The organism is Chryseobacterium sp. FH2 (assembly GCF_001045455.1).
In the GTDB taxonomy this organism is placed as follows: domain Bacteria; phylum Bacteroidota; class Bacteroidia; order Flavobacteriales; family Weeksellaceae; genus Chryseobacterium.
This window is the reverse complement of sequence record NZ_LFNE01000014.1, coordinates 22,438-47,025: the sequence shown is the minus strand read 5'-3', so window position 1 is coordinate 47,025 and position 24,588 is coordinate 22,438. Positions and strand designations below refer to the sequence as shown.

Annotated in this window: 18 protein-coding genes; 14 read left to right on the top strand and 4 right to left on the bottom strand. The window is 34.5% G+C overall.

What is annotated here, in order from left to right; genetic code table 11:
- Nucleotides 1-85 precede the first annotated feature (85 nt).
- The 8 genes from ACM39_RS17450 to ACM39_RS17415 all read left to right on the top strand — a co-directional run bounded on the left by ACM39_RS17450 (nt 86) and on the right by ACM39_RS17415 (nt 10,271).
- Nucleotides 86-856, top strand: coding sequence for a glycogen/starch synthase (locus ACM39_RS17450; protein ID WP_048512332.1), 771 nt, complete (start codon nt 86-88; stop codon nt 854-856).
- Nucleotides 857-869: 13 nt separating this feature from the next.
- On the top strand, nt 870-2,411 hold the full coding sequence (locus ACM39_RS17445) for a DUF4270 family protein (protein WP_048512331.1): 1,542 nt from the start codon (nt 870-872) through the stop codon (nt 2,409-2,411).
- A gap of 24 nt (nt 2,412-2,435) precedes the next feature.
- A complete protein-coding gene (gene glmS, locus ACM39_RS17440) occupies nt 2,436-4,289 on the top strand; it encodes a glutamine--fructose-6-phosphate transaminase (isomerizing) (RefSeq protein WP_048512330.1) in 1,854 nt (617 codons plus the stop codon).
- A gap of 108 nt (nt 4,290-4,397) precedes the next feature.
- Nucleotides 4,398-5,816: a gliding motility lipoprotein GldK gene (gene gldK, locus ACM39_RS17435; protein ID WP_048512329.1), complete on the top strand. Its 1,419-nt coding sequence runs from the start codon at nt 4,398-4,400 to the stop codon at nt 5,814-5,816.
- 57 nt (nt 5,817-5,873) lie between these two features.
- Nucleotides 5,874-6,569: a gliding motility protein GldL gene (gene gldL, locus ACM39_RS17430; RefSeq protein WP_048512328.1), complete on the top strand. Its 696-nt coding sequence runs from the start codon at nt 5,874-5,876 to the stop codon at nt 6,567-6,569.
- Nucleotides 6,570-6,624: 55 nt separating this feature from the next.
- On the top strand, nt 6,625-8,217 hold the full coding sequence (locus ACM39_RS17425) for a GldM family protein (RefSeq protein ID WP_048512327.1): 1,593 nt from the start codon (nt 6,625-6,627) through the stop codon (nt 8,215-8,217).
- Between the two features lie 24 nt (nt 8,218-8,241).
- Complete coding sequence (gldN, locus tag ACM39_RS17420; protein WP_048512326.1) at nt 8,242-9,180, top strand: gliding motility protein GldN; 939 nt, start codon at nt 8,242-8,244, stop codon at nt 9,178-9,180.
- 56 nt (nt 9,181-9,236) lie between these two features.
- Nucleotides 9,237-10,271 (top strand): NAD(P)/FAD-dependent oxidoreductase, encoded by a 1,035-nt coding sequence (locus ACM39_RS17415; protein WP_048512325.1) that lies wholly within the window; start codon nt 9,237-9,239, stop codon nt 10,269-10,271.
- A 692-nt stretch (nt 10,272-10,963) separates the two neighbouring features.
- On the opposite strand, the gene ACM39_RS17410 is transcribed toward ACM39_RS17415, so the two are convergent.
- The gene (locus tag ACM39_RS17410) at nt 10,964-12,382 is read right to left on the bottom strand and encodes a tetratricopeptide repeat protein (RefSeq protein ID WP_048512324.1); all 1,419 of its coding nucleotides are present in this window, start codon (nt 12,380-12,382) and stop codon (nt 10,964-10,966) included.
- A gap of 415 nt (nt 12,383-12,797) precedes the next feature.
- Between ACM39_RS17410 and ACM39_RS17405 the strand changes: the two genes are divergently transcribed.
- Together ACM39_RS17405 and ACM39_RS17400 are read left to right on the top strand one after the other, a co-directional pair.
- The gene (locus tag ACM39_RS17405; protein WP_048512323.1) at nt 12,798-13,055 is read left to right on the top strand and encodes a SemiSWEET transporter; all 258 of its coding nucleotides are present in this window, start codon (nt 12,798-12,800) and stop codon (nt 13,053-13,055) included.
- 967 nt (nt 13,056-14,022) lie between these two features.
- Nucleotides 14,023-15,369, top strand: a complete 1,347-nt coding sequence (locus ACM39_RS17400) for a hypothetical protein (RefSeq protein WP_131701484.1) — start codon at nt 14,023-14,025, stop codon at nt 15,367-15,369.
- Nucleotides 15,370-15,609: 240 nt separating this feature from the next.
- On the opposite strand, the gene ACM39_RS17395 is transcribed toward ACM39_RS17400, so the two are convergent.
- The 3 genes from ACM39_RS17395 to ACM39_RS19380 all read right to left on the bottom strand — a co-directional run bounded on the left by ACM39_RS17395 (nt 15,610) and on the right by ACM39_RS19380 (nt 17,693).
- Nucleotides 15,610-16,038: an META domain-containing protein gene (locus ACM39_RS17395; RefSeq protein ID WP_053073346.1), complete on the bottom strand. Its 429-nt coding sequence runs from the start codon at nt 16,036-16,038 to the stop codon at nt 15,610-15,612.
- Nucleotides 16,039-16,067: 29 nt separating this feature from the next.
- Nucleotides 16,068-16,460: a hypothetical protein gene (locus ACM39_RS17390; RefSeq protein ID WP_048512321.1), complete on the bottom strand. Its 393-nt coding sequence runs from the start codon at nt 16,458-16,460 to the stop codon at nt 16,068-16,070.
- Between the two features lie 234 nt (nt 16,461-16,694).
- Nucleotides 16,695-17,693 (bottom strand): hypothetical protein, encoded by a 999-nt coding sequence (locus ACM39_RS19380; RefSeq protein ID WP_048512320.1) that lies wholly within the window; start codon nt 17,691-17,693, stop codon nt 16,695-16,697.
- A 530-nt stretch (nt 17,694-18,223) separates the two neighbouring features.
- On the opposite strand from ACM39_RS19380, the gene ACM39_RS17380 reads away from it, so the two are divergent.
- From ACM39_RS17380 to ACM39_RS17365, 4 genes are all read left to right on the top strand, one after another.
- The gene (locus ACM39_RS17380) at nt 18,224-18,616 is read left to right on the top strand and encodes a hypothetical protein (protein ID WP_048512319.1); all 393 of its coding nucleotides are present in this window, start codon (nt 18,224-18,226) and stop codon (nt 18,614-18,616) included.
- Between the two features lie 150 nt (nt 18,617-18,766).
- The gene (locus tag ACM39_RS17375; RefSeq protein WP_048512377.1) at nt 18,767-19,849 is read left to right on the top strand and encodes an efflux RND transporter periplasmic adaptor subunit; all 1,083 of its coding nucleotides are present in this window, start codon (nt 18,767-18,769) and stop codon (nt 19,847-19,849) included.
- A 20-nt stretch (nt 19,850-19,869) separates the two neighbouring features.
- Nucleotides 19,870-23,064: an efflux RND transporter permease subunit gene (locus tag ACM39_RS17370; protein WP_048512318.1), complete on the top strand. Its 3,195-nt coding sequence runs from the start codon at nt 19,870-19,872 to the stop codon at nt 23,062-23,064.
- Nucleotides 23,051-24,493 (top strand): TolC family protein, encoded by a 1,443-nt coding sequence (locus ACM39_RS17365; protein WP_048512376.1) that lies wholly within the window; start codon nt 23,051-23,053, stop codon nt 24,491-24,493. The genes ACM39_RS17370 and ACM39_RS17365 overlap by 14 nt, the downstream gene beginning before the upstream one ends.
- Nucleotides 24,494-24,588 lie beyond the last annotated feature (95 nt).

The following is a 24,588-nucleotide window of genomic DNA, read 5'->3' as shown; positions in this document are numbered from 1 at the left end:
AAAAAAATGTTAATTAAATTAATGTTGGATGTTTTTTTGTAATTTTGCACATTAAGCAATTATACAAAAATTAGATAGAAGTTTTATGCCGAATCAAAAGATACTGTACATTACTACAGAGATGTATCCATATCAGGAAGATACAAATATGGCTGCAGTCGTAAACAAAATGGCACTTAAGATGCACAATGAAGGCAATGATGTAAGAGTTTTTATGCCAAGATTTGGACAAATAAGTGAAAGAAAATTCCAACTGCACGAGGTTATCCGCCTTTCAGGAATGAATATTATCATTAATGACCTGGATCAGCCTCTAATTATTAAAGTAGCGTCTCTTCCGGGGGAAAGACTTCAGGTCTATTTTATAGATAACGAAGAATATTTCAAAAGAAAACAATATTATTTTGAAGATGACGGAACAGCTTTCGACGATAATGACGAGAGAGCTATTTTCTTTGCCAGAGGAGTAATTGAGACAATTAAAAAACTTAACTGGGTTCCTGACGTGATTCATTTAAACGGATGGATGACTTCATTCGTGCCTTTATACCTTAAAACTTATTACGAATCTGACAGTTACTTCAAAGACGCGAAGATCATTCTTTCTTTATACAATGAGAAAGACGCTGGATTCAGCAAAAATGTCGATGAAAAATTAAAATTTGATAATATTTCTGGTTTAAAAGCGTTAGATAACCCAACCTTTCAAAACTTTGTGATTGAAAGTATGGAATATGTGGATATGGTAGTGAAAGGAGATGAGTTTTTAAATGAAGATTTAGACAAAGCTTTCAACGAAACTGCTACTCCTAAATCGGAATATTTAGATATAGATTCAATAAATAAACTTTATTAAAAAACACATTTTAATGACTTATAGTATTAAAAGAACTTTCGTCATCTTTTTTTTGGCGATTTTTGGAAGTGTATTGCTTTATAATTGCGAACCAGATCCGGATTCTTTGGGAGAGCAATTATTTCAAGATGGAGCTGCACAGGGTAATGAAGAATCTTTTCCTCTTATAGCATATAATATTGATAATCTTGATACCATTCAAAGTGATGCATCAAGATTAAATTCTGCGGTTCTCGGAGCTTTTAAGGAAGGAAAGTTTGGGATGCAGAAAGCTTCTTACCTTACACAACTGAGATTATCCACATATGATCCGGATTTCGGAGCAAATGCAGTTGTGGATTCTGTTGTTTTGGTAATTAAGCCAACTTATGCTACGGATTCTGTTACCACCACCACCAATGAAGATTATATGCATCCAGATCCGGCAGGAAATATTGCTGCTAAGAAAGTGGTTGATACTTATCCTGTAAATAAATATGGTAATGCTAAAAAATCGATGACTATTAAAGTAAATGAAGTCACGGATTTCTTAGATGGATATGCTGATAAAGCAAGTTCAGGTAAAGCTTATGCTTATGGACAGGAAATTGGTTCAAAAACTTTTGATGGGAATGTTAATTTAGTAACGATTACTAAGGATTCAGATGCATCTTCAATTTATACTTCATCTGCGGTAGGAACGAGAATTAAATTAGATTCTACTTTCTTTCAAAATAAAATTATTGCAAAGAAAGGTCAACCTGAACTAAAAGATGTTTCAAATTTTATCAGATATTTCAGAGGGTTAAGAATTTCTGTTGCTGAAGATGATGGATATTTAATGCAATTTGATCCGAACGGATTGGAATTAACGATGTACTATAAGTACGATAAAACTGAAAATGGTACTACTACAAAAACAGCCAATACATATACATTTGCTTTAGGTTCTGGAAATACGCATATTGGGAATTATGTTTACAATAGGCCAGCTACATACACTGCTGCAATTGCAGCAAGTAATAAGGATACTGGAGATAAGTTGCTATATACCCAAGGAATGGGAGGTGCTTCAATTGGAGTTAAATTTCCTAAAGAAACAATTGATAAGTTGAAAGTTTTATATCAAAAAGATAAAGCAGCAATCATCAGTGCTAAAATCAGAATATATACTGATTCTGAATGGACAAGTAAATATTATAAACCAACTGTATTTACAATTACACAAAGAGATATAGTTGATGGTAAAGAGAAATTTACTTTTACGAACGATTTATTGAATATTTCAAGTTCTAATAACTTCTCTATTTATAAAGCTTATGATTTGGATAAAAATCCAACACATTATGATTTTACGGTTACTCAATCACTAAAAGATATTGTAGAAGGGGGAGAAGAATATAAAGACAAATTTTTTAAAATCGATATGGGAAGTTTCTTGTTAAATTCTTCAGGAACGCTTGCTGGTCAACAATATACATCAAGAGCTTACGCTAGAGACAGGGCTGTTTTCGTAGGAACAGATCCTAATAATGAAAATAATATTCAATTGAAAGTAATCTACGGAACAAAATAAACTTAAAAAACACTTATCAGAAATATGTGCGGAATAGTAGGATATACAGGATTTCAGGATGCTTACGATATAGTAATCAATGGTCTTAGAAGATTAGAATACAGGGGTTATGATAGTGCAGGAATTGTCCTTGAAAACACAAATAATAAATTTGAGGTTGAAAAAACAAAAGGGAAAGTAGATGATCTTGTTAATATTTCCAGCCAGTTAAAAGGTACGGCTAGAATAGGAATGGGACATACTCGTTGGGCTACTCATGGAGTTCCCAGTGATAGAAACTCTCACCCGCATGTATCAAACAACGGAAAAATAGCACTTGTTCACAATGGTATTATTGAAAATTATGACACCATTAAAACAATGCTTAAAGAAAAAGGATTTGATTTTAAATCTGAGACAGATACTGAAGTGTTAGTAAATCTTGTTCAGTATTTTATGGATCTTAATTCTGAGATGGATTTTCCGACAGCTGTAAGATTTGCTCTTAATGAAGTTTATGGAGCATATGCAATTACGGTAATGCACGAAGATTATCCGGGAATTTTGGTTGTGGGCAGATTAGGTTCTCCTTTAGCAATCGGTATTGGAGAAAAAGAATATTTCATTGCTTCAGATGCCTCTCCTTTTGTTGAGTTTACAAAAGAAGCTATCTATTTGGAAGAAGGACATATGGCTACAATTTCTTTGGAAAAAGGAGTCGACATCCGTACCATTAATGATAACTCTAAAATTGAGCCGGAAATTCAGAGACTTAAGCTGAGTTTAGAGCAGATTGAAAAGGGTGGTTACGAGCATTTTATGCTTAAAGAAATTTTTGAACAGCCAAAATCTGTTCATGATACGATGAGAGGGAGGTTACTGGTAGATGAGGGAATCATCAAAATGGCAGGAATCTGGGATTATATTGAAAAATTCAAAAATGCTAACAGAATTATCATCATCGCTTGTGGAACTTCTTGGCATGCAGGTCTTATCGGAGAATATCTGATTGAAGAGTATGCAAGAGTACCTGTGGAGGTAGAATACGCTTCTGAATTTAGATACAGAAATCCAATTATTACAGATAAAGATGTTGTTATTGCAATTTCTCAATCAGGGGAAACAGCAGATACAATGGCTGCTTTAAAATTGGCAAAAGAAAAAGGAGCATTTATTTATGGTATTTGTAACGTGGTAGATTCTTCTATTGCCAGAATTACAGATGCTGGTTCTTATACTCATGCAGGTCCTGAAATCGGAGTGGCTTCTACAAAAGCTTTCACGGCTCAGCTTACTATTCTTACACTGATTGCATTTAAATTAGGTAAGCATAATGGTAACTTAGGAAATGCTGAATTTATGAGCTTAATTTCAGAATTGGACGCTATCCCTAAAAAAATTGAAGAAGTATTAAATACTACTCATGAGGTAACTCAAAATATTGCTAAAGATTTCGTAGATGCTACAAACTTCCTGTATCTGGGTAGAGGATATAATTATCCTGCTGCTTTAGAAGGAGCTTTGAAGCTTAAAGAAATTTCTTATATACATGCAGAAGGATATCCTGCAGCAGAAATGAAGCACGGGCCAATTGCTTTAATTGATGAAAATATGCCAATCGTTATTATTGCCCCTAAAAAAGGACACTATGATAAGATTGTAAGTAATGTTCAGGAAATTAAGGCTAGAAAAGGAAAAGTTATTGCTGTAGTAAATAAAGGAGATCAACAGGTAAGTGAAATGGCGGATTATGTGATAGAAATACCTGAGACCTCAGAATGTTTCTCTCCAATCGTTGCATCGGTGCCTTTACAGCTGTTAGCATATTATATAGCTGTATACAGAGGTGCTAATGTAGACCAACCGAGAAACCTTGCAAAATCTGTAACAGTAGAATAAAAAATTGTTTGAAATAAAATAAATTTAGATTTCTTCCGTTATTTCAAAAAAAATCTTAAAAGTTTCTTAAAAAAATTATATATTTACGGCTTAATTATAAAAATTAACATGAAAAGGATATTTCTTTTATTATTGTCTGCGTCGGTAGCATCGGTATCTTGTTCAGGTGGTGGTAGCTCTTCTGTAGGGAAACCGGGAACAAAAGGAGAATTGATACCAAGAGAAAAAACGAAATCATTTGTTGCGGAAAGACCATACGGAATGGTTGGTATCCCTGCAGGTTCTTTCATTGTAGGTCTGGCAGATCAGGATATGACAAACACTCCTGAGAAAGCTTCACTGAAAACAGTAACTGTTTCTTCCTTCTTTATGGATGAGGCAGAGACTACCAATGCAGAGTACAGGGTATTTATCAACTACGTAAGAGATTCTATCGCCAGAACTTTACTTGCTGAAGCTGCCGGAGAAGGTGGTGAAGGCGGAGGAAGAGGCGCTGCAATAGGTGATTATGCATACCTTGCAAAAAAAGAAGAAAATTTAACACCATATCAGGAATATTTAGAAGGTCAGGGTGGTAGAGACGAAGGTACTTACGATCCAAATAAAAGATTGGATTGGAAAATTCCTTTACACTGGAGTACAACTAAGTATCCTGATGTTGAATACGCAGAAGTATTAGAATCTATGTACTTACCTGCTTCTTCCAGAATCGGTAATGAAAGAATCCTTGACGTTAGTAAATTAAAATATACTTACAGATGGGGTGATATGGATGCTGCAATCGCTGATAACGAAAGAGGTGTAAATTACCTAAAAAGTGAAAGTATTGCCATCTATCCAGATACGACTGTTTGGGTAAAAGATTTCCATTTTGCTTATAACGAGCCTTTATTTGAACAATACTTTTGGCATAAAGCTTATAAAGATTATCCGGTTGTTGGTGTGACTTGGGATCAGGCCAGAGCTTACTGTAATTTCAGATCTAAATTAAAGTCTGATTACAATGAAAGCTTAAAAAGAAGAAAACAAAGACCATTACAATTCCGTCTTCCAACAGAAGTTGAATGGGAATACGCTGCAAGAGGAGGTATGCAAAATGCAACTTACCCTTGGGGAGGTCCTTATTTAATGGATGACAGAGGTTGTTACCTTGCAAACTTCAAACCGAAGAGAGGTAATTATATGGAAGATGATAAAAAAGGTACTTATACATATACAGCTCCAGTAAAGAAATTTAAGAAAAATGGATTTGGGTTATTTGACATGGCAGGGAACGTTTCTGAATGGACAGAATCAGGATATAACAATTCTTCATACGGATTCTCTTCTACTTTGAATCCTTCTACTAAGGACAAAACTGATACTAAAAAATCAGTAAGAGGCGGCTCTTGGAAAGATGTAGGCTATATGCTTATGACAGGTGCTAGAGATTGGGAAAGAAAGGATTCTGCGAGAAGTTATATCGGATTTAGAACGGTACAGGATATTCCTGAAGCTGCTGTTAAACCAAGAAGAGTAAACAGATAAAAAACATTTTCGATAAAAATTATTTACTAACATTAACATTAAAAAAAACTAACTTATATGTTTAAGACTAAAGATGCGTGGATGAATTTCTTTTATTCATTCGGTGCTGCAATTGTAATTCTTGGAGCTTGGCTTAAGATTACTCACATCACTTTGGGACCAATCAATGGTAACATGGCTCTTACAGTGGGGCTTATTACTGAAGCTATTATCTTCATTATCTTCGCATTCGACCCACCGAAATCTGAGGAGTCTTATGCTTGGGAAAACGTTTATCCAGAATTGTTAGATAAACATGCAAACCCAAACCCATTGCATTCTAATGTATCTTCTAAAAATGCAGCAGCAGCTCAGTTTGCTGAATTAGAGAATTCTCTTTCAAATAAATTAGATAAAATGCTGGCTGATGCAAAATTAGATGTTCAATTATTTGATAGATTAAGAACGGGTATTGATAAGTTTTCAAATTCAGTAGATCAAATCAATCAAACTGTGGATGTTTCTGCTTCTACACATAAATATAATGAGCAATTAAATAAAGCTGCTCAGCACATGGAAAGTATGAATGCTTTATATGCTATGCAGTTGGAAAGTGGTAAGAGACAATCAGAGCTTGCAAGTAAATATGTAGCGGATATGCAAAAATCTGCTGAACAATCAGAAAAATTCAACCAAGAATTACAAGGTTTAACATCTAACTTAAATAACTTAAACAGAGTTTATGGCGGTATGTTAACTGCAATGAAATCTTAATTCCCCAGACCATTTCTAAAATTTAACTACTTAATCAAAAAACAAAGAAAAGAGAATGGCACAAGGAAAACAGACCCCTCGTCAGAAGATGATCAACCTGATGTATTTGGTGTTCATCGCGATGATGGCCCTAAATATTGATGCAGAAATCATTAGATCATATTATGACTCTACTAAAGCTCTTAATGAAACAAGAACTTTAACTGAAAAGAAAAACGAAAAGATTTTCGAGAGAACTCTTGAAGCTAAAGCACAGCAAGTACCTGATACTTATGCTACGCCTTGGGAGCAGTATAAAGTTTTGAAAGCAAAGGTAGATGCATTAGTAAAAGCTTCTGATGATATTAAGACAACTCTTAAGAAGCAATCAGAATTTCATGATAAAGATCCTAAAACAGGAAAAGATATTGATGTAAGCGAAAATTTTGCAGCACTTAACAATAATGAAGCAACGATGAGTTACTTCTTTAAAGATGGAGATGAAAATTCTCCTACAAAAGGTGCTATGGATTTGAAAGCTAAAATGGATGATGTAAGAAATTATATTAATGTCACTTTTGGAAAAAATGCTCAACTTCAGGATTTAGTAGATAGAGCTAATAAATCTATCATTGCCGAATATCCTCAAGGAAAATCTCCAAACGGTAAAACTTGGTTTCAGAACAAATTTTATCACCAGCCACTTATTGCGGCAATATCAAATCTTGAAATTATCCAGAATGATGCTAGAAATGTACAATCTGATGCGTTAGCATTATTGCTTCAGGAAAAAGTGGATGCCAGCATTAAATTTACAAGTTATGAACCTATCGTTTCTGGACCTATTGATATTCAGGCTGGTAAACAGGCTGAAGTGAAAGTTATGCTAGGTACTTATTCTAACAGTAATAAGATTGCTATTACCGGTGTAAGCAAGGTAGAAAATGGAAAAGGAACTATTGCTATTTCTGGTAATGGTATTGGTGAGCATACTTTAAGTGGAAACATTACATTGACTGATGCTTCTGGTAAACCTCAGACTTTCCCTTGGACACATACTTATAACGTAATCGCCGGACCAAGAGAAGTGAAGATGGAGAAAGGATTATTATTATCTGCTGATAAGATGAACGTAATGTATAGAGGACTTGAAAACCCTGTATCTGGTTCTATCTTGGGAGCTGACAATTCTAAACTTTCATTATCTGCTCCTGGTGCAGTGGTAAAAGGTGCGGGTGCTGGTAAATGGATTGTTACTCCTACCACTGGAAATAGTGTTAAATTAACATTATCTGGAACAGACCCTTATGGTAAAACTGTTTCCCAGGTATTTGAGTATAGAATTAAGAATGTACCACCGCCACAAGGACAGATGAGAGGTCAGAATGTATTGTCTATGCCTGCATCTTCAGTACCTAATCAGTCTGTACAAGCGGCTATCCCGGACTTCGATTTCCCGGTTTCATTCACTGTTAATCAGTTTATGGTGAAAGTTCCTGGTAGAGCAGCGTTACTAATTAAAGGTAGCAGCTTAGATGAAGCAGCTGGATTAGTTAAAAACTTGAGAACAGGAGATGTTGTTTACATATTTGATATTAAAGCAACAGCTACAGGTTTAGGTAGTCAACAAATTAAAAATATTTCTCCTATTGTTATCAATATTAATTAAGATTAATAAGTTTAAAATAGTATTATGAAAAAATATATAGGCAGTCTTTTAGTATTAGTTTCAGGGTTTGTATTTTCCCAGACTATTTTGAATGCATCTTCTCCGGAAGAGTTCAGAAGAATGAGAGAGGAAAACAAACAGAAAGTAGGAGACACTGTTATTGATAAAACCGTGAAGCCTTTAGAATATGGCTTTGTTGATGATAAAGATATCTTAAAAAGTATGTTTGTTTGGGAAATCATTGATATGAATGATAAGATCAACCAACCATTCTATTATGATAATCCAGATGGTTTATTGGCTACTCAAACAAGATCATTATACCAATTATTATTAGATGCAGCAATTACTGGTAAAATCCAGGAAGTATATGATGACGAAAACTTTGTAACTAAACTTTCTCCGGATGGAATTCAGAAGAGATTGGAAAGTGTAAGAGTTTCTGATGCTGCTATTGATATCCTTAACTCTGGAAGACAATTGACTGAACAGGAGAAAAAGGAATATACTGATATTTTCAAGACAACTACCGATAAAGTAAAAGTTCTTAAAATTATGGGTATGTGGTTTATCGATAAGAGAGACGGGCAAATGAAGTACAGACCTTTGGGTCTTGCTGCTATGGGGCCGGATCCTGCTGTACAGGGTAGAACAGGACCAGACGGGCAGCCTTTGGCTGGAGCAGATGAGCTTATTGACTTATTCTGGATCTATTATCCAAGTGCAAGAGATATTTTAGCGAACAATTTTGTGTATAACAGAAAAAATTCATCAGCTGATTTGTCTTTCGATGACCTTATCAATGCAAGAAGATTCTCTTCAATCATTTATAAGTCTTCAAGCGGTTTAGGAGATGGAACTATCAAAGATTATATTCCTAGAAATGCTGACGAACAATTGGAGGAAAGCGACAGAATTAAGGAGCAAATTCTTCAAATGGAAAATGATATGTGGAATTACTAAGATTTCACTTGATATTTATACAAAACCTGAGTACTTTTACTCAGGTTTTTTTATTTATGAAAAAAGTAGATTATATAATAGTAGGAGATGGATATGCAGGGCTTTTCTTTGCACATCAATTAATAAAAAATGAGAAATCTTTTGTGATTTTTTCTGAAGAAAGAAAGAGTGCGTCCCAGGTTTCTGCGGGAATTATAAACCCTGTGGTATTGAAAAAATTTACTACATTTTGGAAAGCCCAGGAACAAATTGATTTTTTACGAGATTCTTTAAAAGAAATTGAAAGTTACACAGGAAAGAATTATCTAATTGAAGCTCCTATTCACAGAATTTTTCATGATGAAAATGAGCAACAGCTCTGGCTGAAAAAATCAGAAAATAATGAACTTATTAATTTTTTAGATAAAAATTTTGCTCATTTAGAGGTGGTAAAAAACGACTTTAATACTGGAAAGGTAAATCAATCTGCCAGATTAGATGTTAATGGGTTTTTCACTGGTTTATTCAATTATTTTGAAAATACTTCAAAATTAATTAGAGAAAAGTTTGATTATTCTAAAATTGATATTGCTGAATCTTCTTATAAGGATTTTAATTTTAAAAATATAATTTTTTGTGAAGGAATGGGAGTTATCGGAAATCCGTTTTTTGCCGGAATTCCTGTAAATCCAAATAAGGGGCATCACATTAAAGTAAAACTTTCAACAGGGGTTTTTCAAAATATTACAATTAAGAAAAAACACTTTTTTTTCCCTGCCAATAATGATTTATATTTTTATGGCGGAACTTATGATAGGGAGCAGCTTCACCATCATATAGATGATTCTGCTGTAGATCAGCTTATAAAGGGTTTATCTGAAATTTATCCTTACGATTTTGAAATAAGCGAGGTGAATTTTGGATTCAGGCCTACGGTGAAAGACAGAAGGCCCATCATTGGAAGGCATGCTGAACATAATAATTTTTATGTTTTTAACGGTTTAGGGGCGAGAGGAATTCTGAATGGCTGCTATTTTTCTAAAAGTTTATATGATTTTATAGAAAAAGATATCCCTTTGCAAGAGGAGATTTCATTGGATAGATTTAAATAACAAATTGAAGCAGAGAAACATAAAACTCAGATTAAGGTTGTCCAGAATACAAGTTTTAACATTTAAATTGAAAAATTATAAGTATAATAAATTTATTGTAAACAAAAAAATCACCCTGCAAACAGGGTGATTCAAGTTAAAATTTAATTTGAAAGCAAAACGGGACTAATGAAGTCGGGATGAATTCTATATATTAGTCCCTTTTGCATTTCTACTTCCCTTATTATTAATAATTAAATTTTTACATTTTTTTTGTTAAAAAATAGGATGCAAACACCGCTGGAACGGGATGAATTTCCAAAAGGCATTTACATTCCTATTTCAATCTACTTATTATTATAATATTATTTCAAACATAAAATAATAAGTAAATTTATAAACTAATCGGATCTTATTTCTTAAATGAGTGAGCATTTTATTGTCGCCTGTATGCTCACTCACTGAATCCTTATCAGGGAACAAAACTTGTGTTTTATACTAACTTGAGAATGATGGTACAAATGTATGGTCAATTTTAGAATAATCCATTACTGCAAAAATACTTAGTATGTATAAATAATTGGTTATCAAATATTTATATAAATTTTGAAGTGAATTTTAAGTACTGGAAAAATTAGGTTTTTATATAAATAATTCAAAAAAACCTCTAAAAAAATTTAGAGGTTTCGGTAAAATGAATTTTTAAACAGATTTTATAAATCCATCATCCACTTATTAAGGTCAACATCTGAAGCAAGGTCTAATTTTTTTCGTAATCGGTATTTTCTGGATTCAATGGTTCTTACCGAGATATTTTTGTATTGAGCAATCGTTTTTGTAGAAAGATTTAATCTCAAAAATGCAGAAAACTTAATGTCGTTTGCCGTAAGATGGGGATACCTGGTGGTAAGAGTTTCATAAAATTCAGGATATACTTCCTTGAAACGGGTAAGGAAAAAAGGATCATTTGTCATGGCAAGTTTCGACAGTTCTTCAAAGGCTTCATTAAGTTTTACTTTAAGCTCACCGGTTTCATGCAAGGTTTCAATGATTATTTCTTCAGTTTGCTTTTGCTTTTTCAGATGTCTTCTTACCAATAAAAAAATCGTAACAATAGATATTGTAGCTATTGCCAAAGCCAAACCTATATATTTTATTTTTTCTTTCTGTTCTTTTTGATTTTCTTCCTGAATAATTTTGTCAATAGGAAGGCTGAGAGCTTCTCTTTCTGATTGATCAATACTGTCTTTTATATCGGAATATTTCTCCAGGTATTCATTCTTTTTCTCGATATCATTAAGCTGTTTATAGGTGTCTGAAATGGCTTTATAAGTACTTTTAATATCTGTTTTTCGGGAAAGTTGCTCAGAAATAGCAAGAGACTGTAAATAATAATTTAATGCTTTTTTATAATCTTGTTTTTGTGTATAGAGTTTACCATAAGCTGATAAAGTCATGGATCTTTGATAAAGGCTAAAATCCCCGGTAAGTTCTAAAGCTTTGTTAAGGTAATACTCAGCAGTGTCCAAATCATTATTTTTAAGATGTTTTTCTGCAATATGCACAAAGGTAAGAGGCTGGGCAGTTAATTCGAGACGTTTTTTTTGATAAAAATTAATAGAATCAATTTTTTTGAGCTCCTCAAAATTAGCAAGTTTCCACGTGTAATAAAAGTAAAGAAGTTTTTCACGTTCTCTTCTGTCCTCTATTTTTTTTGCAAAAATAATTGACCAGTCCAAATTAGTGTTCGATTGCTGCAAAAGCCCCAAAGAAGCATAATTTCTACCGTATTCACCATATAGCTTAGCGCACAGTGATAAATCCTTAATCTTTCTCAGATTATTTTCTGCACTTTCCAGATACTCCAGGCTTTCTTTATATTTATGAAGAAACCACAAAAGCCCCCCCATATTGATTTGGGTGGCAATGATACCATGTTTGTCATTTTGTTTTTGGTATTGTTGCAGAGCTTTTTTATTGAGTTCAATACTTTTATTGATATCGCCGTCAATTCGGTATTTCTCTGTCAAGCTGTCAAGCTGTTTTATAGAATATGTCTGTGCAGAAAATTTTGCAATAAATAATATTAACAGAGCATATAACGCTTTTTTAAAATAAGGATTTGGGAACATATCTGCGTCTTTTAGTTTGCAAAATTAAATTTTATCCACATTATTATGTAAATATAATATTTTAATTGTATTATTATGTATTTATTCTTAATATAAACAAGGTGTTTTTGTTGTTTTAATAATTTGATTATTAAAGGGTTAAATTACTTTCTGTTTGTTTCATTCCCTACTTTTGCATTTGAGTGTAATTTTGATTTGTTTATAATTCTATAAAATTAAATAATATTACGTGTATTTTATTTATACATATTGATAATTTTTTGATAATTTTTCAAAATTGATATATGATATTCATTTTAAAATGATAAGCTGCAGATTGTAGAAATGTTTTTAGAAAATTTAATTATTAAATACTTTATTTTGATGTTGCAAAATTTCTTATATTAAAGCTATAATTTTGAACAAATATTAAACGATGAACGAAAGTATTTTAGGTATCATTGCGGGTACGCTTACTTCTGCAGCTTCAGTTCCTCAGCTTGTAAAAGTTTTGAGGAAGAAAAATGTAGATGATATCTCTTGGTTAATGCTTCTAGTTCTTATTTCTGGTCTTTCTTTATGGGTCTGGTATGGTTTCATAAAAGATGAGCTTCCTATCATTTTATCAAACTCATTTGCCGTACTTCTTAATGTATCCCTGCTTATTTGTTATATGATCTTCAGAAAATCATAATTTTATTATCTTTTTTTCAGGTATGCCAAAAAAATGATGTTGCTTCTTTTTTGATAATAACTCTACATTTTATAGAATGTTTTCTTTCTTTTTCTATACTTCATATCTACTGTTGTTGTTTATTTAAGATGTTGTTTTATAGTATTTTATGGCGTTGAAGTGATTTTGCAGTATGCTTTTTTTGCGGTATTGGTTCTACATTTGCAACGAAGTTTCACGAACGATACAGTTCCGGATAACTTTGGAAAACAAGTGTAAGAAACTGTTCAGGAAATTAAAAAAAATTAGTCAGACACTAAAATTTATATTGAAAGAAAATGAATACAATTATTGAATTTTTAAAGAGTATTGCTTTACCAAAAAGACGAATCTTGATTTACTGTAAAAGATAACGATTCTAGAAACACAATTCCCAAATGAAATTTTAAAATGTAAAACAAGTTGGTTATTTATCTTAAAAAACAATTAAAGTCTGTCAGTCTAATGATAGCTTAGGGTTGAAAACATGTAGATGAATAATTAATATTTAAACACTAAAAAAATGAAAAATAAGATGAGCGCAAACCAGAAAAACATTGCCAGGTTAATATTTTGAAGACAACTTTAAAATTGTCACTAAAATTTTATGGCAGCTACTGCAGCCGATTAACCTCAACATTCTAAAAATAAACACAATATGAAAATTTTGTTGTGTTGTGTAAAATAACAGGGCGAAAGTGTTCCCACAATCAATCTGTTATTTACACTGCAACAGAATGGAAATGATAATTGACTGTTCCTTTCCCTCGGAACATTAAAAACAGATAGATGAAAAAAAATGAGTTGTTTATGTAAAAAAATAACAGGGCAAGTGCTTTCACAGCCAACCCTGTTATTTTTTACCTAACAATTCAATAAAACCGGATGATTTAAAAATAGATTATCAAAAAAACTAGAGTATAAATAAATATTACAAACACTGGAAAAAATGAAAAAAAGCATTTTAATATTGTCTATGATGACGCTTTCTGGCATGGCAGTTGCCCAAATTGGAATCAGCACAGCTAACCCTCAGGGTGCTTTTCATGTAGACGGAGCAAAAGATAATGTCCTTACAGGAGTTCCTACTTCCGCTCAACAATCAAATGATTTTGTAGTACTCAAAAATGGGAATGTTGGCATCGGGACAATAAATCCTGCGGCTAAATTTGAAATAGTGGCGGATAATCAAGGTGAAGGATCAATAAATGATTTTACATTTAGAGGATTTGGAACTTCTAAATTGCCTGCAATTTATTTTACAGGAGCAAATGGTACTTATTCAGCACCAACAAATTTAGTCAAAGATGATCCGATAGGGGCTGTAACATTTATCCCGAGAGTTAATAATAATTATATTTATACCAGCGGGTCGAGGATTACTTCGTACTATCAGGGTGACGGAAGTAATATATCAACAGATTTAAGGTTGAGTACTTCCGGAAGAGAGAGAATAAGAATTTCAGAAACAGGAAATGTTGGAATTGGTACTACTACGCCAAACAACTTGCTGGATTTAGGAACATCTGCGGGGAAAAAACTGGCGATCTGGAACAGTGTAGCCGGAGATGACTTTTATGGATTTGGAGCAGCTCAAAATGTTTTACAGCTTTTTGCAGGAGTTCCCACTGACGGAAATGCATTGATGACATTGAACAAGAATGGCAGAGTAGGCGTGGGTACTACAAATCCACAAGCTAATTTCCATGCTATTGGTACAAGAAGATTTGAAAATGCAACGGGCGGTTCAGTTCCTGTAGGTTCGGTATTGACTGCTACTGACAGTAATGGTACTGCAGAATGGAAAACTCCGGCTTCTGAAACTGTGGTAGGAGATATTATAACAGGTGCAGGAATAGATATTCCTTTTGCGGGAGTTATGACCTTAAGATATACAGGAAGATCTATTACATTGCCACCGGGAAAATGGGCAGTTACTATTACTCAGCTTACCCAAGTGGTTGGGATTTTAGATACAGATGACTGGATGTTTGTTAGAAGTACTTTCGGAGAAGGAAATCCGGCATTAGGAAGTACGGCTACACAGTCTCCTGATGTGAAATCACCCTCATTAATGAGTTTTAAAGTACAAGGACCGGCTTCGCCTGGACACTCTCAACAATTTGATGTGGCTCAGGGTATTGTTTTTATTGAAAATAAAACTAATGCTCCTAAAACATACAGATATATTGTAGGTAATACAGTTGTAGGAGGTAGTCCTGTTGCTACGACCATTATCAAAAGTTTTGGAGGTACGTGGTCCGAAAGCTCAATATATGCAACTGCAATTAAATAACACAAAAAAAAGAGAAAGTTTATTTTATAGATGTAGAAAAAGAATGCTTTAATATTTTTTTGCGCTCTTTTGTTGCTGCTGTTTTTAGATGAGTAAAAAAGCTTTTATAATATTATAGAAGCTTTTTTTATATTCAATATACTTTATTTTAAACCGATTAAATGCTGAAGTATATAAATTAAGCGCCTCTGTATATTACAAAAACGCTCTTTATGATGATGTGTTTTATTCAGGATTATATTATTGTAAAACAAATTTTGCTAAAGGTGCCATTCTCGCCTTGTTCAGAGTAAGAGTATTCCCGTTTACCGAATAATTGTCTGCGGCAAGTAAAGCTTTTACATATGCGTTTTCGATATCCAAATCCTCACAGGCCATCATTGTAGACATCCCCTGATTAAACTTGATTCGCATTATATCTTGTTTTATTTCAAATGTCCCGCCAACTCCATTGCAGCCACCATTTCCTTCATATCGCATATCAGACATGTTAAGTTTGAAATAAGGATTGCTTTTAGGGTTTTTAAGGATGATGGGTTTACCGTTTAGTTCAGTAAGTTTCCATGTTTTTCCGGTAATATCATTGCTTGGAGATGAAGGTTTATTAGCACAAGAGCTTAAAAACACGGCTAAAATGGTGATTGTCAGGTATTTATATAAATTTTTCATAGTTATTTAATATGGGTTGGTAAAGACATTTAGTATGAAGCCATTTTGCTGGAAGCGGAAGGTTGATCTTTTTTGTTTCGAAACATTACCATATCATAGTCCTTCTTTAAGAAAGTAACTCTTCCTTTTATGTTTGAATATTGATATTCAGCATTTGAGGCAGTGTATTCAGGAAGCTCCCTGCTTTTTTTCAGTTCATAGGTTTTGCCTTCCAAGTGTATGATTGCGGTATTGTCTGTATTGTTGATAGAAACTTCCATCTGTGCCCCGTCTTCGTCTGTGAAAACGTCTTTTATGACATCTTTAGGTTCAGTGTCGGCTATCGAAGTGCTGGTTACCGTTTCTGCTTCTTTAGAGTGCCTACACGCTACTGCAAAAAGGACAAAGAGTCCCATGGTAATTAATTGTAATAATTTTTTCATAATAATAGGTGGTTAGGTGATTCATGAATTTTTATATTAGTTCTGTATAAATTTACAACTATTTTTTAATTATATATGTTAATTTTTCATAAAATAACAAAATATTAAAAGGTTTTTTATCGTGGTAAATGGGTAATTAGAGATTGAAGAATCTTAAGAATCTCAATAAAAAAAGGAGTATTGAAATACTCCTTTGATTTTTTAATTGTCATATAAATTTTCAAAAATTTTGTTTTAAGGTGCGGTAATCTGATCGATAGTAAAAAATGCTTTTGTGGTTGAGCAGGTTCCTGCTGGGCATGTTGTTGCATTCCCTATGCTTGCGGGAGTGGATGAGCCCATCATGAAATACATTTTGTAGAAAGATTTGTCAGCACCGTCGTTGGTTGTCCAGGAATAGATTCTTTGTTCAGGCATGCCTCCTGCGTATACTCCAGGATCTGCCCAGTAGGGATTAGTTGAAGCGGTTTGTATTCTTGCTCCGATTGTGGCATCTATAAGCGCTTGGCTGGAGGTAGCATTGTCTCCGGCCCACGCTCCGGCAGGTAGTCTTAATTGGTTTTGCATATATCCACCTGCTCCGGACCATAAATAATGTCCGTTTGAAATGATGTCTACTGTAGATGAGCTGTTGTTTCTGATTTGTAAATTTACATCTGCAAATGCAGTACCTGTAGGTATAAAACAACGTACGGAAAATTTTCCGTCAGGAGTATTGATGGAAATGGCGTATCCGGCTCTTCCGTTGTCTGTGGTAGCTGTTAATGGCCCCATTACTGCGATACTCTCAACAGTTGCAATATTTGTTGTACCGCCCCCGCCGCCTGATGAGGTGTTGAAGACCCTCCATTCCGTTCCATTCCAGAAATAATAACCGGGATTCAGTACAGGCCCTGTGTTATAAATTAGCAGGCCTGTCGCATTCGGATTACCACTTAGCTGCATTGTAGATGATGTAAGGCTGATTCTGGGGCCTAAAATCCCCTTGTTTTGTGAAGTGATGTCTAAAATCGCAGAAACATCTGGTGCGTTAGTTCCGATTCCTGTACTTCCGGTGCTTGTTACGATAAAGTCATTGGCTTGTTCTGTTGCTGAGGGAGTGCCTGTAGCTGGATTATCTTTTGCTCCGTCGATGTGGAAAGTGTTTTGTGGATTGGATGTATTAATGCCTACTTGAGCAAATGAAAGAATTGATACAAATACAAATCCTAATGTTGATAGTTTGTTTTTCATAATTAAAATATTTCATAGTTATAGATGTATTGTGGGGTGTACTAAGTTTTTACATAGTTTAAGAATCTGGTGCCCTTATTTTTAATTTTTTATTCATAGGATAATGTTTTTAGGTTGTTGGGGAGTGTTATTCTGAATATGTTTTTGGGTATTTTTGATTATGTAATTTTATTCATCATATTTTAGCTAAATTTTCATTAAATATAAGTAATATTATGAATAGTTTCGTAATAAAATGATATTGTTAACTATATTTCATATTTGTGGGATGCGTTTACTAAATATAGACAATATTTACATGTTTTATTTTTAAATTAATAAAATAAGATTAATATCTGTTGGTATAAAGCTTTTTGCAGAAATGATATTAAACAGTTTGCTGTTTTTTTTGATTTTGTTTCTTTCGGGCAAACCTGTTTTTTTTCTGAAAATTGGGAACTGGTGCGATTTCAGGTAATTTAAAGGAGAGTTAAATTTTGTTAATCTATTATGTTTGTATATAGAACTAAATGTACATTTGTGCCTTCAAAATGAGAAACTATATCGTATACTTTTTGACTAGTCTTTTTCTGCTGTTTGTAGTGGAAAGCAAAATTAATGTCAAAACTCTGCGAAACGACTATTCTGGTCATACTTCTCATAATATGCCCAAAAAAGTAAACCGTTTAAACCAAACTTACGAAAAACTTTCAATGCAGCAAGCTCCTGATGATTCGGGTAATGCTTATTCGTTAGAACTTGCGGAAGATGATTTTCAGTTTTCGGATACTTTCCAGACGATTGTCGTTTTTGCAAGTGTTTTCAGTTTGATTTATGTTTTCGGTTTACGAAGCAAAAAACAGTTGAAATCTGCCGTATATGGTTTTATTTCAAATTTTTCTACTGTTAAAACGTTTATCTTGATCCGTTCGATAAGAATTTAAAAATTTATTTCTTTGATTGCTTTTCTGCTCATGAGATGAGCAGGAAATATTCTGCGTTGTGTTTGCCGGTAATCATCACATCGTAACTATACTTATTACCATTTCTAAATTTTTCATAAACGATTTAAAATATTAAACTCTAAAATTATGATGAAAAGAGTTGTCTCAAGCATTATGCTAAGTGTCCTCTTATTTGTTGTTAGTTGTAACAAAAAGAAAGAAGAAAGGGAAGAAGTTACAATTTATCCGGTTACCTCTGCTGTGAAAATGGATACGGTAATCAATAAAGAGTATGTAGCTCAGATTCGGTCTGTAAAGAACATTGAAGTTCGCGCACAGGAAAAAGGTTTTCTGGAGAAAATCTATGTGGATGAAGGTCAGTATGTTCATGCAGGACAGACTTTATTCCGAATCATGCCCCAATTGTACCAGGCAGAATTATTAAAAGCCAAAGCTGAAGTAGAGCAGGCTACCATTGAGCTGAAAAATGCAAGTACTTTGGCAAACAACAATATTGTTTCCAAAAATGAAAGAGCAATGGCAAAAGCTAAATTAGACGCTGCAAATGCAGAAGCAAAACTGGCTCAAATCCATCTATCATTTACTGATATTAAAGCTCCGTTTTCAGGAGTAATCAATAGGCTTCCATTGAAATTGGGGAGTTTGGTAGACGAAGGAGATTTGTTAACCTCACTGTCTGATAACAACGATGTTTACAGTTATTTCAATGTTTCCGAACCCGAATATTTGAGTTATCAGATGCATGCTGCAGACAGGGGAAGTGATGAGGTAACTTTGATTATGGCAAACGGGGAAGCCCTTCCCCAGAAAGGTAAAATTCAAACCATTGAAGGTGAATTTGATAATGAAACAGGAAATATTGCATTCAGAGCCAAATTTCCGAATCCTGAGAAATTATTAAGGAACGGAGAAACCGGAAAAGTACAAATGACTTTACCATTAAAAAATGCTTTAATTATTCCTCAGAAAGCGACATACGAAATTCAGGATCAAAAGTATGTTTTCGTGATTGATAAAAATGGTGTCGCGAAGTCTAAAAATATAAAAGTTGCTTATGAACTTCCTGATGTATATGTTATTGCGTCAGGGATTTCAGAAAACGACAAAATCTTGCTGGAAGGAGTACAAAAAGTGAAAGATGATCAAAAAGTTCAGACCAAATTCCAGGATCCGAAAAAAGTTCTTCAGTCATTGAAATTAAAAGCAGAGTAGGACTCTTTAAATGAAGTAGTATGTTTAAGAAATTCATTCGCAGACCTGTTCTGTCTATCGTAATCTCATTGATTATCGTATTTATGGGAGTTCTATCATTGGTAAAACTTCCTATAACACAATTCCCGTCAATTTCACCACCAAAAGTAAACATCACCGCAGAATATCCGGGTGCGAACAACGAATTGTTGATCAAATCCGTAGTCATCCCGCTGGAAAGAGGTCTTAATGGTGTTCCGGGGATGAAATATATGACTTCTGATGCCGGAAATGACGGGGAAGCTTCCATCCAGGTGGTTTTTGACTTGGGAACCGATCCTAACGTAGCAGCCGTAAATGTTCAGAACCGTGTATCTTCGGTAGTAAATAAACTTCCTCCTTTGGTAGTGCGTGAAGGGGTGAAAATTACCCGTGAAGAGCCCAATATGTTGATGTATATTAATTTATACAGTGATGATCCGAAATCTGACCAAAAGTTCCTTTTCAACTATGCCGATATCAATGTAATGTCTGAATTGAGAAGGGTAAGTGGGGTAGGCTTTGCAGACATTTTGGGAACAAGAGAATATGCAATGCGTATCTGGCTGAAACCTGATCGGTTAACGGCATATAATATTTCAGCAGATGAGGTAATGGAAGCTTTAAATCAGCAAAGTCTGGAAGCATCTCCGGGTAAAACAGGAGAAAGTTCAGGAAAGCGTTCCCAGTCATTTGAGTATATTTTAAAATATCCTGGTCGTTTTAATAATGAAAAGGATTATGGAAATATTATATTAAAAGCAAAATCTGCAGGAGAATTTGTAAGGTTAAAAGACGTTGCGGATATAGAATTCGGTTCTTCGATGTATGACATTTATTCTACATTAAACGGGAAACCTTCTGCAGCTATTACCGTAAAGCAGTCATATGGTTCAAATGCAAGTGACGTTATTAAAAATGTAAAAGCTTTGATGGCTGACCTGCAGAAAAACTCTTTCCCGAAAGGAATGCATTATGACATTAGTTATGACGTTTCAAGATTTTTGGATGCCTCTATTGAAAAGGTTGTTCATACTTTATTTGAAGCTTTTGTTTTGGTGGCAATTGTGGTATTTCTATTCCTGGGAGACTGGCGCTCTACATTAATTCCTGCTTTGGCGGTTCCTGTTTCATTGGTAGGTACTTTTGCTGTGATGTCCGCTTTTGGAATTACTTTAAACATGATTTCACTCTTTGCCTTGGTAATGGCAATTGGTGTCGTCGTCGATGATGCGATTGTGGTAATAGAAGCCGTCCACGCCAAGATGGAAGAAAAAGGACTTTCGCCATTAAAGGCAACCGAGGAAGCAATGCATGAAATCAGTGGTGCAATTATCGCAATTACCCTGGTAATGGCATCAGTATTCATACCGATTGCGTTTATGTCCGGGCCGGTTGGGGTATTCTATCGCCAGTTCTCCATTACAATGGCTTCTGCAATTATACTCTCGGGAGTTGTAGCTTTGACATTGACGCCGGCTTTATGTGCTTTAATTCTAAAAAATAATCACGGAAAAGCTAAAAAGAGAACTCCGATTACTATTTTCTTAGATAAATTCAACAATTTATTTACAAAGGGGGCAGGAAAATACGAGAAGCTTTTGAATAAAACGGTTACTAAAAAAGCATTTACATTACCACTGTTATTAGCATTTTGTGCTTGTACATTCTTCCTGAGCAATTCTCTTCCTTCAGGGTTTATTCCAAGTGAGGATCAAGGGATGATTTATGCAATTATTCAGACCCCTCCGGGTTCCACGCTGGAAAGAACGAATCAGATTGCTAAAGAATTATTAAGAGAATCCGAAGGTATTGATGGAGTACAGTCTGTTTCTTCATTGGCAGGATATGAAATCCTGACAGAAGGTACAGGTTCCAACTCAGGAACTTGTTTGATTAACCTTAAAAGCTGGGAAGATCGTAAAGAATCTGCTGCGGAAATCATTGAAAAACTTGAAGAAAAGGCTAAAAATATTCCGGGTGCGAATATTGAATTTTTCCAACCTCCATCCATTCCGGGATATGGAGCTGCGGGAGGTTTTGAACTTCGTCTTTTAGATAAAGCGGGAAGTGGGGATTATCAGAAAATGGAAAAAGTGAGTAATGATTTTGTAAAGGAATTGAAAAAACGACCTGAACTGGGTTCTGCATTTACTTTTTATTCTGCGAGTTTTCCTCAGTATATGCTAAAAATTGATAATGATTTGGCGGAGCAAAAAGGAGTTTCCATTGAAAATGCAATGGATAATTTATCAACCTTGATTGGTTCAAACTACGAGACGAGTTTCATCCGATTTGACAGGCCGTATAAAGTAATTGTCCAGGCGGGACCTCAATATCGTGCGCTGCCAAGTGATTTATTAAAGTTATACGTTAAAAATGATAAGGAGCAAATGGTTCCATATTCAGATTTCATGAGATTGGAAAAAGTATATGGTTTATCTGAAATCACGAGACATAATATGTACAACTCTTCAGAAGTAAGTGGTACTCCGGCGCCGGGTTACAGCTCCGGGCAAGCCATTAAGGCTATTCAGGAAGTTGCAGATAAAACCCTTCCGAGAGGTTTTGGTATCGATTGGGCAGGGATCTCTAAAGATGAGGTAAGCCGGGGAAATGAAGCTGTATTTATTTTCCTGGTGTGTCTGGGTTTTGTTTATTTAATTCTTTCTGCACAGTATGAAAGTTTTATTCTTCCGTTACCGGTAATCTTATCATTGCCAACGGGTATTTTCGGGGCATTTTTATGTTTAAAATTATTAGGACTGGAAAACAATATCTATGCGCAGGTGGCAATGGTCATGTTGATTGGCCTTTTAGGTAAAAATGCAGTGTTGATTGTAGAATTTGCCGTACAGAAGAAAGCTGAAGAAGGTATCCCTGTTGTAAAAGCCGCCATTGAAGGGGCTGCTATTCGTTTCCGTCCGATTTTAATGACGTCGTTTGCATTTATTGCGGGATTGATTCCGTTGGTAATGGCAACCGGACCAGGAGCTGTGGGTAACAGAACGATTGGTACAGCCGCTGCGGGGGGAATGCTTATCGGAACTATTTTCGGGTTAATGATTATCCCGGGATTGTACTACATCTTTGGAACAATTGCAGATAAATCCAGATTAGCGAGATATGAAGAAGAAAATCCTTTAACAGAACAAACAGAACCTTATCAACACGATGACAAACATGAAGATTTATAATAAATATATAGCAACCATTGCTTTATCGCTTGTTTTAGCAAGCTGTAAGGCGCCTATGGCGACCGTTATAAAAGATGAGGTAAAAGAAAATATTCCTCAGAATTTTAATCAGGAAGAACAGTCAGATACTAATAATAACAGCGGAATGACACCTTGGAGACAGTTTTTTACAGATCCTAACCTGGTTGTTTTAATAGAAACAGCTTTAAAAAATAATCAGGAACTGTTAATTACTCTACAGGAAATTGAAATTGCAAAAAGCAATGTTCTTTATAAAAAAGGAAAGCTAACACCTACTGTTGCAGCAAAGCTTGGGGCGGGAGTAAGTAAAGCAGGACGTTATACGAGCGAAGGAGCGGGTGATGCGACAACTGAAATAGAACCCGGAAAAGAAATGCCGGATCCGCTGGGGAATTTCGAAGGAGGAATCATGGCAAATTGGGAGATCGATATCTGGAAAAAACTTAAAACAGAAAAAGAATCTGCAGTTGCTCATTATCTTTCAACGGTTGAAGGGAAGAATTTTGTTCTTTCGAGTTTAATTGCTGAGGTTGCAGATAATTATTATGAATTATTATCGCTGGATAATCAACTTGAGATTATTCAAAAATATATAGAACTTCAAAAGAAAGCCTTAGAAATATCTAAAATTCAGAAAGAAGCGGCAGCAACTACTGAGCTGGCTGTGAAGAAATTTGAGGCGGAACTAGCAAAATCAAAAGCTTCAGAATATACGATTCGTCAGCAGATTACGGAAAAAGAAAACCAAATGAATGCTTTGTTGGGAAGATATCCTCAACCGATTGTAAGAACGAAAGAGAGTTTTATGTCAATGGTTCCGCAAACAGTCTATACAGGAATTCCTTCACAGTTATTGGCGAACCGTCCCGATATCAAACAGGCTGAATTGGAATTAAAATCATCAAAACTTGATGTGGAAGCAGCAAGAAAAGAGTTTTATCCTTCGTTGGAAATCTCTGCAACATTGGGATTAGAAGCTTTTAAACCTTCTTATTTAGTAAAGTTACCGGAATCAATTGCCTCAAGTTTGGCAGGAGAATTGGCGGGACCACTGATTAATAAAAGCGCTATCAAAGCTAATTTCCAAACAGCAGACGCAAGACAGATTCAGGCTTTGTATGAGTATGATAAGACTATTTTAAATGCTTATCTGGATGTAGCAAATATGATGTCAAAGATCAAGAATATTGATCAGTATTATCAATTGAAATCTGAAGAAAATAAGGCATTGGATCAATCAATAGACATTGCCAACCAATTATTCAGAAATTCAAGAGCAGATTACCTGGAAGTTTTAATGAACCAGAGAGATGCATTGGATGCAAAAATGGAATTGGTAGAAGCAAAAGAAAAACAACTAAGTACAGTTGTTGATATTTATAAGAGTTTAGGAGGAGGCTGGAAGTAGAGGAGACTTTTAAATCGTTATGAAGAAGGGTTCAGATCATAAGATCTGAACCCTTTGTTTTACCATGTAAATGTTAAATTTTCATGGTTATTAGT

What these genes read in the sequence shown, in the direction of transcription:
- ACM39_RS17390 (WP_048512321.1), bottom strand. Translation starts at nt 16,460, where the DNA reads ATGAAAAAATTATTACAATTAATTACCATGGGACTCTTTGTCCTTTTT.
- gldK (WP_048512329.1), top strand. Translation starts at nt 4,398, where the DNA reads ATGAAAAGGATATTTCTTTTATTATTGTCTGCGTCGGTAGCATCGGTA.
- ACM39_RS17425 (WP_048512327.1), top strand. Translation starts at nt 6,625, where the DNA reads ATGGCACAAGGAAAACAGACCCCTCGTCAGAAGATGATCAACCTGATG.
- ACM39_RS17415 (WP_048512325.1), top strand. Translation starts at nt 9,237, where the DNA reads ATGAAAAAAGTAGATTATATAATAGTAGGAGATGGATATGCAGGGCTT.
- ACM39_RS17445 (WP_048512331.1), top strand. Translation starts at nt 870, where the DNA reads ATGACTTATAGTATTAAAAGAACTTTCGTCATCTTTTTTTTGGCGATT.
- ACM39_RS17365 (WP_048512376.1), top strand. Translation starts at nt 23,051, where the DNA reads ATGAAGATTTATAATAAATATATAGCAACCATTGCTTTATCGCTTGTT.
- ACM39_RS17450 (WP_048512332.1), top strand. Translation starts at nt 86, where the DNA reads ATGCCGAATCAAAAGATACTGTACATTACTACAGAGATGTATCCATAT.
- gldL (WP_048512328.1), top strand. Translation starts at nt 5,874, where the DNA reads ATGTTTAAGACTAAAGATGCGTGGATGAATTTCTTTTATTCATTCGGT.
- ACM39_RS17405 (WP_048512323.1), top strand. Translation starts at nt 12,798, where the DNA reads ATGAACGAAAGTATTTTAGGTATCATTGCGGGTACGCTTACTTCTGCA.
- ACM39_RS17410 (WP_048512324.1), bottom strand. Translation starts at nt 12,382, where the DNA reads ATGTTCCCAAATCCTTATTTTAAAAAAGCGTTATATGCTCTGTTAATA.
- glmS (WP_048512330.1), top strand. Translation starts at nt 2,436, where the DNA reads ATGTGCGGAATAGTAGGATATACAGGATTTCAGGATGCTTACGATATA.
- ACM39_RS17395 (WP_053073346.1), bottom strand. Translation starts at nt 16,038, where the DNA reads ATGAAAAATTTATATAAATACCTGACAATCACCATTTTAGCCGTGTTT.
- ACM39_RS17370 (WP_048512318.1), top strand. Translation starts at nt 19,870, where the DNA reads ATGTTTAAGAAATTCATTCGCAGACCTGTTCTGTCTATCGTAATCTCA.
- ACM39_RS17400 (WP_131701484.1), top strand. Translation starts at nt 14,023, where the DNA reads ATGAAAAAAAGCATTTTAATATTGTCTATGATGACGCTTTCTGGCATG.
- ACM39_RS19380 (WP_048512320.1), bottom strand. Translation starts at nt 17,693, where the DNA reads ATGAAAAACAAACTATCAACATTAGGATTTGTATTTGTATCAATTCTT.
- gldN (WP_048512326.1), top strand. Translation starts at nt 8,242, where the DNA reads ATGAAAAAATATATAGGCAGTCTTTTAGTATTAGTTTCAGGGTTTGTA.
- ACM39_RS17380 (WP_048512319.1), top strand. Translation starts at nt 18,224, where the DNA reads ATGAGAAACTATATCGTATACTTTTTGACTAGTCTTTTTCTGCTGTTT.
- ACM39_RS17375 (WP_048512377.1), top strand. Translation starts at nt 18,767, where the DNA reads ATGAAAAGAGTTGTCTCAAGCATTATGCTAAGTGTCCTCTTATTTGTT.